The sequence below is a fragment of the Staphylococcus lloydii genome (assembly GCF_015775975.1).
Lineage (GTDB): Bacteria > Bacillota > Bacilli > Staphylococcales > Staphylococcaceae > Staphylococcus > Staphylococcus lloydii.
This window is the reverse complement of sequence record NZ_CP064056.1, coordinates 568,962-586,972: the sequence shown is the minus strand read 5'-3', so window position 1 is coordinate 586,972 and position 18,011 is coordinate 568,962. Positions and strand designations below refer to the sequence as shown.

At 34.1% G+C, this 18,011-nt stretch carries 19 protein-coding genes; 9 read left to right on the top strand and 10 right to left on the bottom strand.

The window, feature by feature from the left end:
* Positions 1-18: 18 nt before the first annotated feature.
* From hisG to hisIE, 8 genes are read left to right on the top strand one after another with little or no spacing between them, the layout of a single operon-like run.
* Positions 19-636, top strand: coding sequence for an ATP phosphoribosyltransferase (gene hisG, locus ISP08_RS02590; protein WP_195719265.1), 618 nt, complete (start codon positions 19-21; stop codon positions 634-636).
* Positions 626-1,882 (top strand): histidinol dehydrogenase, encoded by a 1,257-nt coding sequence (gene hisD, locus ISP08_RS02585; RefSeq protein ID WP_411847792.1) that lies wholly within the window; start codon positions 626-628, stop codon positions 1,880-1,882. Before hisG ends, hisD begins: the two co-directional genes overlap by 11 nt.
* Positions 1,882-2,886: a pyridoxal phosphate-dependent aminotransferase gene (locus tag ISP08_RS02580; RefSeq protein ID WP_195719263.1), complete on the top strand. Its 1,005-nt coding sequence runs from the start codon at positions 1,882-1,884 to the stop codon at positions 2,884-2,886. The genes hisD and ISP08_RS02580 overlap by 1 nt, the downstream gene beginning before the upstream one ends.
* Positions 2,864-3,442, top strand: a complete 579-nt coding sequence (gene hisB / locus ISP08_RS02575; protein ID WP_195719262.1) for an imidazoleglycerol-phosphate dehydratase HisB — start codon at positions 2,864-2,866, stop codon at positions 3,440-3,442. Before ISP08_RS02580 ends, hisB begins: the two co-directional genes overlap by 23 nt.
* A complete protein-coding gene (gene hisH / locus ISP08_RS02570; RefSeq protein WP_195719261.1) occupies positions 3,439-4,035 on the top strand; it encodes an imidazole glycerol phosphate synthase subunit HisH in 597 nt (198 codons plus the stop codon). Before hisB ends, hisH begins: the two co-directional genes overlap by 4 nt.
* A complete protein-coding gene (gene hisA, locus ISP08_RS02565) occupies positions 4,010-4,714 on the top strand; it encodes a 1-(5-phosphoribosyl)-5-((5-phosphoribosylamino)methylideneamino)imidazole-4-carboxamide isomerase (protein WP_195719260.1) in 705 nt (234 codons plus the stop codon). The genes hisH and hisA overlap by 26 nt, the downstream gene beginning before the upstream one ends.
* Positions 4,711-5,469 (top strand): imidazole glycerol phosphate synthase subunit HisF, encoded by a 759-nt coding sequence (hisF, locus tag ISP08_RS12985; protein WP_195719259.1) that lies wholly within the window; start codon positions 4,711-4,713, stop codon positions 5,467-5,469. Before hisA ends, hisF begins: the two co-directional genes overlap by 4 nt.
* Entirely contained in the window at positions 5,466-6,095 is a 630-nt protein-coding gene (hisIE, locus tag ISP08_RS12980; RefSeq protein WP_195719258.1) for a bifunctional phosphoribosyl-AMP cyclohydrolase/phosphoribosyl-ATP diphosphatase HisIE, read from the top strand. The genes hisF and hisIE overlap by 4 nt, the downstream gene beginning before the upstream one ends.
* A 37-nt stretch (positions 6,096-6,132) precedes the next feature.
* Here hisIE and ISP08_RS02550 read toward each other — a convergent pair whose 3' ends face one another.
* The gene (locus ISP08_RS02550) at positions 6,133-6,837 is read right to left on the bottom strand and encodes an SDR family oxidoreductase (RefSeq protein WP_195719257.1); all 705 of its coding nucleotides are present in this window, start codon (positions 6,835-6,837) and stop codon (positions 6,133-6,135) included.
* A 152-nt stretch (positions 6,838-6,989) separates the two neighbouring features.
* Here ISP08_RS02550 and ISP08_RS02545 point away from each other — a divergent pair, with 152 nt between their 5' ends.
* Positions 6,990-7,259: a DUF1413 domain-containing protein gene (locus ISP08_RS02545; RefSeq protein WP_195719256.1), complete on the top strand. Its 270-nt coding sequence runs from the start codon at positions 6,990-6,992 to the stop codon at positions 7,257-7,259.
* A gap of 325 nt (positions 7,260-7,584) precedes the next feature.
* Here ISP08_RS02545 and ISP08_RS02540 read toward each other — a convergent pair whose 3' ends face one another.
* The 9 genes from ISP08_RS02540 to ISP08_RS02500 all read right to left on the bottom strand — a co-directional run bounded on the left by ISP08_RS02540 (position 7,585) and on the right by ISP08_RS02500 (position 17,836).
* Positions 7,585-8,943, bottom strand: coding sequence for a gluconate:H+ symporter (locus tag ISP08_RS02540; RefSeq protein ID WP_195719255.1), 1,359 nt, complete (start codon positions 8,941-8,943; stop codon positions 7,585-7,587).
* 140 nt (positions 8,944-9,083) lie between these two features.
* The gene (gntK, locus tag ISP08_RS02535) at positions 9,084-10,628 is read right to left on the bottom strand and encodes a gluconokinase (RefSeq protein WP_048793156.1); all 1,545 of its coding nucleotides are present in this window, start codon (positions 10,626-10,628) and stop codon (positions 9,084-9,086) included.
* Between the two features lie 30 nt (positions 10,629-10,658).
* Positions 10,659-11,339, bottom strand: a complete 681-nt coding sequence (locus tag ISP08_RS02530; protein ID WP_048793157.1) for a GntR family transcriptional regulator — start codon at positions 11,337-11,339, stop codon at positions 10,659-10,661.
* 231 nt (positions 11,340-11,570) lie between these two features.
* Positions 11,571-12,278: a GTP pyrophosphokinase gene (locus ISP08_RS02525; protein ID WP_048793158.1), complete on the bottom strand. Its 708-nt coding sequence runs from the start codon at positions 12,276-12,278 to the stop codon at positions 11,571-11,573.
* A gap of 181 nt (positions 12,279-12,459) precedes the next feature.
* A complete protein-coding gene (locus ISP08_RS02520; RefSeq protein ID WP_195719254.1) occupies positions 12,460-13,065 on the bottom strand; it encodes an FMN-binding negative transcriptional regulator in 606 nt (201 codons plus the stop codon).
* A gap of 121 nt (positions 13,066-13,186) precedes the next feature.
* A complete protein-coding gene (locus ISP08_RS02515; RefSeq protein WP_195719253.1) occupies positions 13,187-13,600 on the bottom strand; it encodes a DUF2188 domain-containing protein in 414 nt (137 codons plus the stop codon).
* Positions 13,601-13,672: 72 nt separating this feature from the next.
* A complete protein-coding gene (locus tag ISP08_RS02510) occupies positions 13,673-15,571 on the bottom strand; it encodes an FUSC family protein (RefSeq protein WP_195719252.1) in 1,899 nt (632 codons plus the stop codon).
* Between the two features lie 644 nt (positions 15,572-16,215).
* Positions 16,216-16,500, bottom strand: a complete 285-nt coding sequence (locus ISP08_RS02505) for a putative quinol monooxygenase (RefSeq protein ID WP_048793162.1) — start codon at positions 16,498-16,500, stop codon at positions 16,216-16,218.
* 67 nt (positions 16,501-16,567) lie between these two features.
* Positions 16,568-17,836, bottom strand: a complete 1,269-nt coding sequence (locus tag ISP08_RS02500) for a pyruvate MFS transporter (RefSeq protein ID WP_048793163.1) — start codon at positions 17,834-17,836, stop codon at positions 16,568-16,570.
* Positions 17,837-18,011 lie beyond the last annotated feature (175 nt).

The following is an 18,011-nucleotide window of genomic DNA, read 5'->3' as shown; positions in this document are numbered from 1 at the left end:
TGAGGGAGAGAAGACGTTATGTTGACAGTTGCATTAGCCAAGGGCAGACTTTTAAAAAGCTTTATTCAATATTTACACGATAAAAATGAAACTCAAATCGTAGAGGCATTAGAAAATAGACAGCGCCAATTATTAATATCAGTAGAAGATATTCAATTTATTCTAGTCAAAGGTAGTGACGTCCCAATTTATGTAGAACAAGGTGTGGCAGATGTTGGCATCGTTGGTAGCGATATATTAGATGAAGGCCAATATAATATTAATAATTTGTTAGACCTCCCTTTTGGGGATTGCCATTTCGCATTAGCTGCTAAACCAGAAACTACGACATTTAATAAGGTTGCGACATCCTATGTACACACAGCACAAAACTATTTTGAACGACAAGGCATAGATGTTGAATTAGTAAAGCTTTCAGGCTCTATAGAATTGGCATGTTTAGTTGATATGGTTGATGGCATTGTTGATATCGTTCAGACAGGTACAACACTTAAATCAAATGGTCTAGTCGAAAAAGATGAAATAGCATCTATTAATGCGAAATTAATCACAAATAAGCAATCATATTTTCAAAAGTCTCAAGATATAGATTGCTTTATTCAAACTTTGGAGGTGTCACTCATTGATTTTAAATAAAAATGCTTTTCTAAACTCAACAAAAGATACACCTGCATTAAATGAAGACTTGTATCCATTAGTAAAAGATATTTGTGATAATGTTAAGCATTCCGGAGATGCTGCAATACGTAACTATAATAAACAGTTTGATCAAGTCGATACAGCAGAACTTGCAATTTCACCCGATACCATTAAGCAAGCTTATAGCCGTATAGATAGCGAACTAAAAAATGCATTAATACAAAGTTATGAACGTATTAAAGCGTACCAAAAATCTATTAAATGGGAAGCAAAACGTGGACAAGAAGAGTGTTATGAGCTATATCACCCATTGGATAGTGTAGGTATTTATGTACCGGGGGGCAAAGCAAGTTATCCATCTACGGTATTAATGACTGCCACATTAGCTCAAGTAGCCGGTGTTAATAATATCGTAGTCGTAACACCACCCCAACAACAAGGTGTATCTGATGTTGTGCTTGCAGCATGTTATATCACGGGAATAACTTCTGTATATCAAGTTGGGGGTGCGCAAAGTATTGCAGCTTTAACTTATGGTACAGAAACAATACCAAAAGTAGATAAAATCGTTGGACCGGGTAACCAATTTGTCGCATATGCGAAAAAATATCTATTTGGGACAGTTGGTATCGATCAAATAGCCGGGCCAAGTGAAATTGCCTTAATCATCGATGATACTGCAGATTTAGAAGCAATCGCTTATGATGTCTTTGCTCAAGCTGAACATGACGAATTAGCACGTACTTTTGTTATTAGCGAAAATCTAGCTGTGCTTGAAACATTAGAACAGAAAATAACTGAAAATTTATCAAAAATAGAACGTCACGACATTGTAAAGGCAAGTATCGATAACAATCATTATCTTATTAATGTTGATCAGTTTGAAGATGCCTGCGAAGTAATGAATAACATTGCACCAGAACATGCTTCTATTCAAACTAAAAACCCTGAAGATTATTTAAATCATGTGCGTCATGTTGGCGCATTGTTCTTAGGTTATTACTCTCCAGAAGTTATTGGTGATTATGTTGCAGGACCTAGTCATGTATTGCCTACAAACCAAAATGCGCGGTTCGCGAACGGTTTATCAGTGAACGACTTTTTAACGAGACATTCTGTTATTAACTTGTCTCAACAAACGTTTAACCAAATTCAACAGTCTGCGCAAACGATTGCACATACCGAACAGCTATTTAACCACGAACAATCAATCAAGGTGCGTATCGCTAAAGGAGAATCATAATGATTAGAATAAACAAAAATGAAAGCCCGCTCAAACCATTATCACAAGAATTATTAGCTTCTATTATTAGCGAATCTGCCTTTAACTTTTATCCAGATGCTGAATATGAACGTTTCAAACAAGCATACGCTCACTTCTATGGATTTGAAGCTGAACAAATCATTGCAGGTAACGGTTCTGATGAATTAATTCAAAAGTTAATGCTTATTATGCCAGAAGGCCCTGCACTCACTTTGAATCCTGATTTCTTTATGTATCAAGCATATGCCAATCAAGTCCAACGCCCTATTCATTTTGTAGAGGCAGAAACAGATTTAACGTTTGATCTTAACAAAATTCTAACCGCAATAGATATGTATCAGCCTTCGTTTTTCATTATGAGCAATCCTCATAATCCATCAGGTAAACAATATGATGTTGAATTTTTAACAGCGATAGCTAATAAGATGAAAGACAGTGGAGGTTATTTCGTTATTGATGAGGCTTATTTAGACTTTGGCGAAGCATATGACTTTAATATGGCAGATCATGTGTTACAAATGCGTACGTTATCTAAAGCATTTGCCATCGCTGGACTTCGATTAGGAGTATTAATCGGTACGCCTAAAACAATAGCTAAAATTAAGCAAATTGAACATCCATATCCACTTAATACAATAACTTTAAATATCGCTATATATATGTTTGAACATTCGACAGCAACAAGACAATTTATCGAACATCAACGCCATTTAGCACAGCGTCTTAAAAATATATTTACCGACAATGTCGCAGATGTTATTTATATTTTCCCTTCTGCTACTAATTTTGTTCTAACTAAAGGAGACTTAGCACATGCTTTAGGTAAATACATCGCAGATAGAGGGTTTCAACCTAGAATTTATGATGAGCCAGAAATGAGTGAATATGTAAGATATTCTATCGCTACTGACGAACAATTAGATACGTTAACCAAAATTGTTCAAGATTGGAGGAAACAATATGAAATTTCAAAAAACGCGTAATACTGCTGAGACTAAGCTCGACATATCATTATCAGATGATGGAGCTAAAAGTGAAATCAACACTGGCGTAGGATTTCTAGACCATATGTTAACGCTATTTTCATTCCATAGTAAGTTAACATTAACTATACATGCTAATGGTGACTTAGAAGTTGACGATCATCATGTAACAGAAGATATAGGTATTGTGTTGGGACAATTACTACTAGAAATGGTCAAAGCAAAGCAATCTTTTAGTAGGTATGCCACAAGTTATATACCGATGGACGAAACTTTAGCACGTACTGTTATGGATATTAGTGGCCGACCTTATTTATCATTTAATTGTGAACTTAGTAAAGAAAAAGTGGGTACATTTGATACTGAATTAACCGAAGAGTTTTTCAGAGCCTTAGTTATCAACGCACGCCTAACTACGCATATTGATTTAATTAGAGGTGGCAACACACATCATGAAATTGAAGCCATTTTTAAATCATTTGCTAGATCCTTAAAAGATGCCTTAGCAGAAAATGATGGACAAGGTGTACCTTCTTCAAAAGGAGTGATCGAATGATAGCAATCATTGATTACGGCCTAGGCAATATTAAAAATATACAACGTGCAGTTGAACATTTGGGTTATGAAGCTCAATTAACGCACGATGAAACAATTATAAAGCAAGCAGATTTCATTATTTTACCAGGCGTTGGCCATTTTAAAGATGCGATGCGTGCCATTAATCAACGCCAATTATTACCAATTTTAAAAAATGTTGATGACAAGCCAATATTAGGTATTTGTTTAGGTATGCAATTGTTATTCGAACATAGTGCCGAAGGCGATGTTGATGGTTTGCAACTGATACCAGGTCAAATTATACCAATCCAATCGCCCTATCCTGTGCCTCACTTAGGATGGAATAATTTAATTAGTGACAATAAGCAACTCGAACACGATGTTTATTTTGTTCACTCTTATCAAGCTGAAATGTCAGACAACGTCATCGCTTACGCTGACTATGGCACTAAAATTCCTGGTATAGTGCAATATGACAAATATATCGGCATCCAATTTCACCCTGAAAAAAGTGGAGAATATGGTTTAGATATTCTAAATCAAGCTTTACAAGGAGGATTTTTAAATGATCAAGCTCTGGCCAGCAATTGATTTAATAAATGCAACAAGCGTAAGGCTCACAGAAGGCAAATATGATTCTGAAGAAAAAATGGCCCGTAGCGCTGAAGAAAGCGTTGTTTATTATAGTAAGTTTGACTGTGTAGACCGTATCCATATCGTTGACTTAATCGGTGCTAAACAACAAACTTCAGTTGAACAAGATTATATTAAAACTTTGCGCGCACTGACAACGAAACCCATTGAGGTCGGTGGTGGTATACGTACGCTTGAGACAATAAAATCATACTTCAATCAAGGTATAGATTATTGCATAGTTGGTACGAAAGCTATTCAAGATTTAGATTGGTTAGCGCAAGTTGCTCAACAATTTCCAAAGCGCATTTATTTATCGGTAGATGCCTATAAGCAAGCAATTAAAATTAACGGTTGGGAACAAGATGCACAGTTAGATCTATTTGATCTTGTTGATACAATAAGCCACCTACCTTTAGGCGGGTTAATTTATACAGATATTTCTAAAGATGGCCGTCTAGCAGGACCTAATTTTGAAATTACAGGTAAATTAGTACAACAAACTGACATTCCGATTGTCGCTTCAGGTGGGATAAGAGACCAAGATGATATTAAAAAATTAGATGCATTACATGTTTCTGCGGCTATCATTGGTAAGGCTGCGCATAATCCACAATTTTGGGAGGGATTGTCTTGATAAAAAAAAGAATTATCCCCTGTTTAGATGTCAAAGACGGCAGAGTCGTTAAAGGGATTCAATTTAAAGGATTACGAGACATTGGTAATCCAGTAGATTACGCGCTTTATTATAATGAACAAGGCGCGGATGAATTAGTCTTTTTAGATATTTCAAAGACCGAGGCTGGTCACGATTTAGTATTAGACGTCATTGAAGAGACTGCAGAAAAACTATTTATTCCATTGACTGTGGGTGGTGGTATCTCTACTTTAGATGATATTTCTCAATTATTAAATCATGGCGCTGATAAAGTATCACTAAATTCTAGCGCATTAAAAAACCCTCAGTTTATTAAAGAGGCTAGCGATAAATTTGGTAGACAATGTATTTGTATCGCTATAGATAGTAACTACGATTCAACTTTAGATGATTATTTCTGCTATACGCATGGTGGCAAAAAAAGAACAGACAAACGTGTTTATGATTGGGTTAAGGAAGTTGAAGCACTAGGTGCAGGCGAATTACTTATTACAAGCATGACACATGATGGTATGAAACAAGGATTTGATGTCATACATTTACATGAAATCGAACGACGTGTAAATATTCCAGTTATCGCCTCCGGTGGTGGTGGCCAACCTAGTCATTTCGTTGATTTATTTAACCAAACCGATGTCTCAGCTGGTTTAGCTGCAAGCATATTACATGATAAAGAAACGACTGTTAATGAAATCAAATCATTGATGTCTGAAGGAGGTATTCCTGTAAGATGACACAACAACCTGATTTTAGTAAGGGCCTTTTACCCGCCATTTTACAAGATGTGACTACAAAACAAGTATTAATGCTTGGTTATATGAACGAAGAAGCATATCAACAAACACTTAAAGACAATGTCGTATGTTTTTATTCACGTTCAAAACAACGCCTATGGACGAAAGGTGAAACTTCAGGCCACACACAAGAAGTGAAAAATATTTATTTAGATTGCGATCAAGATACGATTCTTATAGAAGTGATACCTAATGGTCCAACATGTCACACTGGAAGCCAAAGTTGTTTTAATACTGATATTCCATTCAGTGTGCAAGATTTAGGACAAACAATTGCTAATAGCGCCAAATCTAACAAAGAGAATTCATATACTAAGTATTTATTAGCAGAAGGCATCGAAAAAATCACTAAAAAGTTTGGTGAAGAAGCGTTTGAAGTTGTAATAGGTGCAATGAAAAATGATCGTGAAGAAGTGACAAACGAAACTGCTGATTTACTCTATCATTTGTTTGTCTTACTACATGATTTAGATATAAGCTTTTCAGAAGTAGAAAGTGTATTAGCCACACGTCACAAACAAACTAACAATTTTAAAGGTGAACGTTCCGATATTAATAATTGGTAACATTAAAAAACGTTGAGCAAATGCTCAACGTTTATTTTTATACTGGGCGTACAGTGACTTCATTTACATTAACATGTGCGGGTTGTTGCAAGGCATATATTGCCGCTTCAGCAATATCTTTAGGTTCTAATTTTTTGCGTCCGCCCCAATCAGTACTTTCAGTCATTGAAGTTTCTACCATACCAGGTGAAATACTTGTAGCTCTAACGCCTGTTTTAGCCAATTCCTTTTCTAACCCTTGCGTTAACGTGTGGACAGCAGTTTTCGTCATACTGTATAACGTACTTTGTTTAGTCACTTCAAAACCTGAAATAGAGGCGATATTAATAATGTGACCTGAAGATTGTTCTAAAAATTTTGGCAATACAGCATTTATACCATATAACATACCTTTAACATTAACGTCTAACATCGTATCCCAAGCCTCGACATCGCCATCTGTAACTGTAGATGACAACATTTGACCAGCACTATTAACTAATACATCTATTTTACCAAATTGTTTTTGAGCAAACTCAACTAAATGATTTACCTCTTCATTCTTAGTAACATCAACGACAAATGTACTCACTTGTACTTGTGTCTCTTCTTGAATATTTGAAGCTACTTCTTTGAGGCGTTGTTCATTGCGTCCGCCTAATACAACGTTCATATGTTGCTGTGCAAAAGCTTGCGCAATACCAGCACCAATTCCACTACTAGCACCAGTAATCACAGCTACCTTACCGTTTAAATTCATCATGTTACCTCCCTATTATACTTTACTAATTTAACACTACCACATATTCACTGCTGCAATCATTAATGAAGAACCATCAGCAATACCGTTACTTGTAAATCATACCATTTAGTAATAAAGTAATAATTAAGATACTAAAATAAGGGGGTATCCTTATGAACTTTGAAGATAGAATTACTGAATTACGAGAGCAAAAAGGACGTACTTCATTTGAATTTCATTTCAACGCACTTTTCACTGAACAAGAATGGATTGATTTACCACTAGAACAACGTAAGTCGCTTGAACGTGAATTTCGTGTATTTGTAGAAAACAACGACCATATCCGTATTCCATTTGCTTCCGAAGACCATATTCGTATGCGTATGTACAATTCTTTATATGAATATAATGAAGTAAAACACAATTTTAAAGCTTACGTGTAAACATAAAAACGTCAATTTCTATAGAAATTGACGTTTTTGTTTCAGCCAGACCTAAATGCCTTTTAACTTTATCCCTGACAACTTTGTGCATATACTTTCAGTAATTCCTGCCATGTAAATCAACTTATTTAATCAAGTATAACTAGAATAATTAATATAAAAGCCCTAACAGATTATGTTAGGGCTCTGTATTATGAATAACATAATACAATATTTATAAGACTAATAGATGTGCACATATATGTAATAAGTGCTATTCTATTTTACAATTAAATTCTATATCTTCGCAATAGCATACATTGCTTTTATAATACTATTGCTTTGCTTAGACGAATAAACTTAAGAATAATATAAAGATAATACCCGATACTGAAATAATTGTTTCTAATAGTGACCATGTTAAAAATGTTTCTTTGACAGTTAAACCGAAATATTCTTTAAACATCCAAAATCCTGCATCATTGACGTGTGACAAGATAACACTTCCGGCACCAATAGCTAATACGACTAATGCTATATTAACGTCTGAATGTTGTAACAATGGTAAAACGATACCTGTCGTAGAGATAGCTGCAACTGTCGCCGAACCTAAAGCAATACGCAATACTGACGCTACGATCCATGCTAATAATATGGGTGACATTTCTGTACCTTGGAATAAGTGAGCAATTGTATCACCTACACCACCATCAATAAGTACTTCTTTAAATGTACCGCCACCACCAATGATTAAAATCATCATACCGATTGGATAGATAGCATTTGACACTGAATCCATAATTTCTGAATTTTTTCGCCCTTGTTTAACGCCCATTGAGAACATTGCAAAGATCACTGCTATAAGCATTGCAGTTCCTGCTGTTCCTATAAAGTAAATAAATCCTTCAAAACCATTTGTTGCCTTTTCATGTCCTGTCACTAACTGTACGATTGTTGAAATCAGCATTAAAATCACGGGTAACACAGCTGTGATTAAACTCATTAGAAAACTAGGCATTTCACTGTCTTTAAATTCTCGTTGTGCACCTAAAGCTGAGATATCCCCTTCTCTTGTATATGCAGTAGGTGTCAGTTTCTGTGCCATTTTATTGAAAATTGGACCTGCAATAATCGTTACTGGTATAGCAATAATGATCCCGTATAACAGCACATGTCCTAAATTAGCATGTAATTCTTTAGCTATTACGACTGGTCCTGGATGAGGTGGTAAGAAACCATGTGTAACAGAAAGAGCTGTCACCATTGGTAAACCAAGTTTTAATTGCGAAACGTTAGCTCGTTTGGCAATTGTAAACACTAATGGTATTAAGAGTACCAATCCAACTTCAAAGAATAACGCAATACCAACAATAAATGCTGCAACTAGCATTGCCCATTGCACACGCTTTTGGCCGAATTTATCGATTAATGTATCTGCGATTCTAGTAGCACCGCCACCATCGGCAAGTAATTTACCTAAAATTGCGCCCAAACCAAAAATTAGAGCGATGTGACCGAGTGTGCTTCCCATTCCAGTTTCAACTGTATCAAGTATTTTATCTAGTGGCATACCTAATAATATTGCTGTAACTATTGATGTGATAATTAATGAAATAAATGTATTTAATTTTAGAAAGATAATAAGTACAAGTAAAAATACAATACCAATTACCACTGTAATAAGTGGCCATATAGTTTCAAACATAAGTTAATCCCCTCTCGAAGAACGATTTATTTTTTAATTGTTACCGCTTTCTTTTACTCCCAAAAAAATTTACTTTTAACTGTATGAGAATAGTGAAGTGACACTGTTATTGCGTCACCTATTCTCTATAAATTTTTGTCTTACTCTGTCGTCATATTTTGACGTTGGAAATCAGCAATTTCAGCATATCGTTCTTCTAAAGAACGGCTTAAATTAATAAATATAGACACCAATTGCTGATATGTTTGTACTTGCTCTTTATCAGGTTCATGTTCATTAGTCGTACCAACCATGTCTTCAATAATTGAGAAATCTTCAATTTCGCCAAGTGCTTTCATTCCTAATACACAAGCGCCTAAACAAGAACTTTCGTAACTTTCAGGTACACTTAAATGTGTATCAAATATATCCGCCATCATTTGACGCCAAACCTTACTTTTAGCAAAACCACCCGTAGCCTTTATCGTGCTTGGTGTTTCGTTCATAACTTCAATCAACGCCAAGTAAACTGTGTATAGGTTATATAAAACGCCTTCTAATGCTGCACGTATCATATGTTCTTTTTTATGCGATAATGTTAGTCCGAAAAATGAACCACGCGCATCTGCGTTCCAAAGCGGTGCTCGCTCACCTGCCAAATAAGGATGGAAAATAAGACCTTCCGCACCTGGTTTTACTCTACTAGCAATTTGAGTCAATACATCATAAGTATCGACGCCTAATCTTTTGGCAGTTTCTACTTCACTTGCTAATATTTCATCTCGCAACCAACGTAAAATAACGCCACCGTTATTAACAGGTCCACCGATAACATAATGATCTTCAGTTAAGACGTAACAGAAAATACGCCCTTTATAGTCAGTACGCGGTTTATCTATCACAGTACGAATAGCACCTGAAGTACCAATAGTTACTGCAACTTCACCCTTTTTAAACGCGTTAACACCTAAATTAGACAGAACGCCATCACTTGCGCCTACTACAAATGGAGTGTCTTCATTTAGTCCCATTAACGTCGCATATCGTTTTTTCATACCTGTTAAAATATGAGTAGTTGGTACAACTTCAGGTAACTGATCTTCATCAATGCCTAATAATTGTAATGCTCCGTCATCCCATTGCAATGATTCTAAATTCAACATGCCAGTTGCAGAAGCCATCGACTGGTCAATGACGTATTGCTCAAATAACTGATAAAAAATATACGTTTTAATATCAACAAACTTAGCTGTACTATTATATGTTTGTTGTTGTTCATGTTTCATCCAAAAGATTTTAGATAACGGGGACATGGGATGTATAGGCGTGCCCGTTCTTTGATAAATTTCAACACCATTATGTTGTTGATTTATTTTTTCAGCATACTTACTTGCTCTATTGTCCGCCCAAGTTAAGTTTTCTGTTAAACGTTGATGATTACTATCCATCGCGATTAAACTATGCATTTGTGCACTGAATGAAACTAATTTAATGTCATCTTTGTTAATACCAGATTCTCTAATAACATATTTGATTGTCATTAACACCGCATCGAATAATTCATCAGGATTTTCTTCAGATACATCTACATTCGGTGTATTAAGCGGGTAACCAATATTATGTTTTAAAATGAAGTTACCTTGCTCGTCGTATAATACGGACTTAGTACTTGTAGTACCAATGTCGACACCAATCATATATTTCATTTTGTCATCTCCTAAATTACTTACACTTTTCTATTTCAACCAAAAACTTTCAATATCCTCACCGACATCATCAAAGTTTAAATGGAAAGCATGTCTTAACTTCGTCGAATCTTGCGTAGCAATCGCATCAATAAACATTTGGTGATTATAATGAATACGCTCAAAATCTTCTTTATCACTATGCATTCTATGACGCATTGATAATAAAATCAGTGCCTCCATTACCGGTCTTAAATTGTTCCAATACGTTTTTAAATACTGATGTTTAGAAGCTAAAATTGCTACTTCATGGAATTTAATATCATGTTCTGTAAAAGATTCGGCATCTTCAAATTGGACGGCAACTTTCATCATTTCTAACTGTTTACTTAATTCTTTAACGACTTGCTCAAGTTGTTGTTCTTTTAGTCTCGAAAATGCAAAAGATTCTAACATGATACGTAGATCATATAGCTCTTTCTTTTCTTTTTCTTCAAACGATAAAACCTCAGCCCCCATACGTTCCAAATGAATTAATTGATCTTGTTTCAATAATTTAAAAGCATCACGTACAGGTGATCGGCTAACATTATAAGTTTTAGCCACTTGATTTTCCGTTAATAAAGTATCCGGTTCAATAGTGCCTTTAACAATTTGCAAACGAATTTCAGCTGCAATCATCTCACCTTTCGATGCGCCTTCTAGCCATTGTTCTGGATATTCAAATTCCAAAATGCTCACCTCACAAACATCTAATATACTTGTATACAAGTATATTAGTACAAAATCGCAAAAAATGCAAACGCTTCCACTTTTATAAAATTTTTAATTTTTATTATCCTACTATACATAATTCTTTCGCATAGTCATCTCATATTTGTAGCATGATGAGACATTTAAACATAAAAAAACTATCTAATTTTCGCTATTAACGTAAACTAGATAGTTCATTTTTCATTACCTTTATCTATATGAATGTTGATCAAAAACTTCTGAATGTATATCTTGCATTGTATGTTCTACATCTGTAATTTGTGTCGCACATTGCTTTAATAAGCTGCGATATTTTTCAGTGTTAGCTTCATTTTTATATCTTATCTGATGTTCTAAACTCGCCCACATGTCCATTCCTATAGTACGTATTTGAATTTCTACAGGCACATATTCTACAAATTCTGCGAGAAACACAGGTACGGTTACTACTAAATGTAAACTTCGGTAACCATTACTCTTTGGATATTCAATATAATCTTTCCGTTTTAATAATTCAATGTCGCCTTGCTTTAATAACATTTTTTCGATTGCATAAATATCTTCAATATAATTACAAATCACACGTATCCCAGCTATATCTTGTAGGTTTTCTCGTGCTGAAGTTGCTGATATTTCATACCCCTTGCGTTGTAATTTTGAAATAACACTACTCAATTGTTTTACACGTCGTTCCATATGATGTATCGGATTGTGTTTATATATATGTTGGAAATTATCATCTAAAATGTCTAATTTCGTACTAATCTCTTTCAGTGCCGAACTGTATATTTGGTCCAAACTTACAAAATCTACGAGTGTCGAAAATGCTTCATCCGAATCGTTAAAATTACTAAAACTATGTTTAAAATCTTCTCTTAATTCTTCTAAATATAGTGAAGGCTTGCGTTCAACATACATCCTTCATTCCCCCTGGTTTTATCTTTGTTTAGTTAAGTATACTTCATTTGAGTTGATTTTTTAAGTCATACACTTGTATTTTCTATTTGTACAATGATGATTATACGCCACGACTCCTTTATGACAACAAAAAAAGTACGAATCTTTGTCGATTCGTACTTTACCCGTCTAAGTTATTATTTTATTGTTTATCAATTTCCTCAGCTAAACTATGATCCATTGGATTATCACTATTATCTAAATGCGACACTATATTTCGTTTCTCTTGTTCATTACGTGTTTGACTTAGTTTATATGCCGCTTCGATATCTGTTACTTTAATTTTAAAACCCACTATTCCTTTTATTTGTTGTTTTGTTTGATCTGATAAATTTTCCCAAGTTGCACCATTTTCACGATGTTGTTCATAACGCTTCAACATTTTCGTTAAATCTTCAGCTAATTGCGCTTCATCAAGTAACTGTCCTTTACCATACGTATGTACGCTTTCATAATCCCATGTTGGAACGTCTTCTTGTTCATACCAAGTTGAGGAAACGTAACCATGAGGTCCATGAAATATAATTAATATATTGTCATTATTATTTATCGTCTGCCACTGTTTATTACCTTTGGCAAAATGTCCTGATATATATAATGCTTTACTGTGTTCTTCTATATTTACCGGTAAATGTGTTGCGATTGGTTTTCCCCCATCAGTGGTAATTATAGTGACAAAATTATTGTTGTGCATAAATTGTTTAATTTCCCCATAATCGTGCATTTGATAATAGTTTGGAATATACATGATACACGCCCCCTTTTAATTACTTCATTATACTTACCCCTTAATTTAAATATAATAACTGTTTATCTATAACAAAAGGCGATGAAGCCCTATACAATTAAGTGCTTCCTCTGCCTTTAAATTATTCGTCTTTTTTATGTTCGATTATTTCTACATCTCTATTATCTGCGATATTACGTGCTCTTTTCATCGCATCTTCTTTCTTATCAAAACGATCTGAGGCTTGTTTAGCCCCGTCTGTTTTCACTTTCCAACTGTTGTCTTCAAAATACACATGAACATCACGTTCATTAAGTTCTGGGTTGGCTTCGCTATCTTTTTGATGCTGCGTAATTTTTTTGTTTTTTAAATCATCTAATTCTTGTTGCGAAGCATTTTTATACCATGATTCAGCTTGTTTCGTAGCAATTGGAATTGTATCACTTTCACTATAGCCATCTTTTAGCATCGCATTGCCAATATCAATAGCTTTTTTACGTTCTAGTTTATCAAAGTTCTTCCAACTTTGCGGATAGTCTTCCATAGTCCAAGGCATAATATCATCACACTTTCTTTTTCTAATGCTTTACCACTTACTAACTATCTGAAACTTTTTAATAGCTATATTTTACGCATTATTTGTATGTGTACAGTTATGTTGAATGTTCATTAAAGCCTCTTTAATGTATACATATTGAGGTAATGTAGATAATTCTTTCACGAAAAGATAATTATTTTGGTCAAAGTGTTTAGCTATATTTTCAAACACGACTAAATATTCTCCCATTTGCGCATCATCAATATGAATACGCTTATTGTTATTTAAGGCTCTTGTAAGCATAAAACTAATTTCTTCTAAGGCATATATTGTTGGATAATAATTTTGAATTGAAATTTTATGATTAAAAATTTCGCCGTTCGCACTATCATATACACGAGACATATTATTTAGCTTAACACTTAATAATAACATTTCCTTTTTACCCTCTTCTTTTTTGTCATAACTGTTAGCTGAAAAGAGATAATGGAATATTTTAGCCTCGGCTCTTACTACTTCTCCTATAGAGCTAGGTAACATAGATGAAGCAGTCTTTCTGCCTAATATGACTAACCCTATTGCCCCTATAATTACGCCGATCATTACATCTGTAACACGTGGTAAGGCTACCGATAGCGTTAAGTGTTGTGATGCTAAGCCGTTTAATAGTAACACTTGAATCGTAATGAATATAACTGCGAATGAATAGTTCGCACCTACAAATATTTCTGTAATACCAGCAGTCAACGCAAGTAATGCTATCGCTACAGGTATCGATGGATTACTCATTAAAATCAATGATAGTCCCACCACACCTAACACGGTACCAATACCTCTTGCGCCTGCTCTTTCGAGACTATGCATCGTATGTCTACCTACTAAAACGGTGTGTGCCGATAGCGGAATCCAATACCCTTTGTCAAAATGGAACATTAAGGCTACAAAAATAGCGATCCCCATTATCACTATATATCTCAAAGTATTTTTAAATATGATAGAATCTAAAGTTAAATTTTGATACATATGTTGGCCATAAATAGGTATTCTAATATCAATTTCATGAACAATTTTTTCATCGTTTGCTAGGATAATTTCATCGACTCTAAAAATATAGTCAATTAAATTTTGATAGACATGGCTCACATTTACTTCCTTACGCCATAGGCCGTTATTTTTACCTTTGTTCATGACCATATCACTAATATATGTAGCCATTTCTACAATTTCAGTTGGTATTGGTCTACGATTGCCAGCATTTAATTCTAACAACTCAGCATGAATACCTTGGGCTAAGTTATGTAAGATTAACAACTTTTGGAACCTAATTGATTTTTTTCCTTTTGGTAAACTCGCTGCGATAAATTGATTATCTGCATTTTTAAACACATTCACTGCTTTGATAGAAGTTGTCGCAAAAGCTTGCTCATCGTTAAATTGTTTGACCAATTGTTTAATCATTGCATATTCATTTTTAACTGCTATAAATTCTGCAGTTTCTTTTGAAATTAAAATATTCACAATAACGACTAAAGTGGCAAGTATACCACCAGCAAACATCGTCAGCCCTCTAGTCAATGCTTCTTCAGGTGCTACTGGTAAGTTAACAGGTAAACTAAAAGCCACAATAAAGAACGTAGACGAAGGTCCTGGAATATTCAAAGCACTAAATATAAAATATGGAACGACAGTTACGATAAGTAATAACATACCAAACATGAGTGGTTGCGCAACTGTTAAGGAACCTAGCACCATTGCTACAGACAACCCTATCGTTGTATATAACACTATACGCAATTTAGAGCGTGCTGAACCTCCAAAAACATACACATGGGCTAATGTTCCTGTAGCCATTAATAAACCAATTTGTAATTGACCCGTAAGATAACCAATTATAAGTGGTATAAACATTAATATAGCTTGTCTCGTGCCCTTTAAGGGATCGATTTTAACTTTATCGAACTTGATTAATGATTTAAAATAATTAATCACCGTTTGTTCAACTCCTAATTCATTTTCTCTGTAATAAATAAAAATTTGTGGTATTTACTATGTACTTACTAAAAAGTATTGTTGAGTGGATTTAACCCTATCGAAAGAAACTTACAACTAATAGCGTTGTAAAGAAGCGTGTAAAAGTCATGTTTTTTCTTAAATGATTTCATGTCTTATTAAAAAATGAGTTGCCAAACTGTGTTTTGTTTTAAATAAAATACAGCCTGACGTCAACTACAATAAGAAAACAACCTAGCAGCGTATAATACACTGTAAGGCTGTTTATTATTATTTTATAGTTATAATAGTCTTATTCACTTAATTATATTTGTTGTCACCAAAAGTTTTATTTATCTATAATCTTCTATTCTAGTTTAACACGCATTCAAAACAAATGTGTTAAAAAATTAAATATTCTACTTCGGAAATTGCTTCACTAATATTAGAAGAATCAATATACGCTTCTAAAAATGCATTCATATGGACAATTGATTTTGGATAATTTAATACAAAATATATCCTATATTATTATACATCGTTAGAATTTCTTATCATAATTTCATGTTTTTATGTATTAAGATGAAGCATAACAAAAGACTTCTTTAAGATTTTATTATCTTAAAGAAGTCTTTGTTTATTTATTATTTACTTGTGCTGACTGTTACATCTGGCTCAGCTACTAATAAGTCAGGTACATTAGCAAAAAAGTGTTTAAAGTAATCTGAATTATTATGTGCTTGCACAGCTTCCTCATCTTTATAACGTTCAATCATTGCAAATGTATTAGGTTCGTCTGCTTTTTCAAAGTGCTCATAATATAAAGAACCTTCTTCTTTATTTGCTGCTTCAATTAACGGACTCACTAACTCTAAATATTGTTCACGTTTTTCTGGGTTTACTTTCATAATGGCATTTACGGTAATCATAAAACGTTCCTCCTTAAAAGGTGTTAAATTATTACACTAGCTTATTATCAAAGTGAGAAATAATCAATTATTGTGTCTTATTTTCAACTAATGAGTGGTCTGGTTTAACGAAGAACCACATAACAATCGCAAATACAACTGGAACCATGATAAGCATTAACGTGTTATTCCAGCCAATTCTATCTGCAAAGAAGCCTGCTAATAACGGACTAAGTAAGGCACCAATGTTACCCCACATGTTCATCCAACCAGAAACTGTTCCAGCAAAGTTACGACCTAAATCAGTCGCTGCAGCCCAACTCATACCCATTGAAATACCGATACCACCTAAACATAGTGATAACCATACTACGTTTGCTACAAGATTGTCAGTTTTCAGTGCGAAGAATAATGCGATACAGAATACGACGAAACCTGTAATTGCTATGACACCTCTAGCCATAAATTTAGATTTACCATTTTGTAAAATTTTATCTGATACAGTACCAGCAGTTAAAATTAAAATAAACATTACTAACCATGGTGCGCCTGAAGCGAATCCTAAATCTTTCAATTGTACCCCATGTTGCTCTGTTAAATACGTCGGTAACCAAATCAAGAACAATGAGATTACAAACTGTACTACAAAATATTGTGCTGCTAGAGCGTAAAAACTAAATCTTTTTAAGAAATTATTCCAAGGTGCCACTGATTTTTCAGTAGAAACTACATCACGATTATTCATGATATATTCTTTCTCTGCTTCATTAACCATTTTATGTTGTTCTGGCAAGTCTTTAGCAATAATTGACCATAAAATTGCAATTAAAAAGCCAACTACACCGAAAATATAAAATACTGCTTGCCATCCGAAAGCATTATAAATTGCAATCGTTATAATTGGTGCGATTACTGGTCCAAAGTATGAACCAGCTAATAACATACTAGATGCGCGTCCTTTTTCACCTTTAGAGAACCAGAATGAATTAAACACCGCATTGGATGGATACATTGGTGCTTCCCCTACACCAAATAAGAAACGAACTGTATAAAGCAAACCGTGGTTTTTAACAACACCTGTTAAAATTGTGAAGGCACTCCACCACACTAATGCAATAGACAACATCTTTTTAGGACCATATTTTTCTGCTAAAAATCCTGAAGGTACTTGCATTAATGCATATCCTAGTGAGAATAATGATGCCAGTAAACCGAAGTGTGTTTTATTCATATGTAAATCTTCCATCATCGGTTTTGCTATAACAGATATATTAGATCTATCCATATAAGCGATAATCCCTATAACAAAGAATGCGATGGCAAAATACCATCTCACGTTACTTCTTTTTTCTTTCATAATTACCCAACTTTCTCTTAGACCACTCATCATATGACCTATTGTTTATTCTTTTTTTATGATATTACCACAATGTGTAAGCGTTTACAATAAGTTTTTCAATAAATTTATCTGTATTAATAAAAAATCTTATATTTCTTATCGCTAGCGCTAGAATAGTCTCTTCAAGGTATTT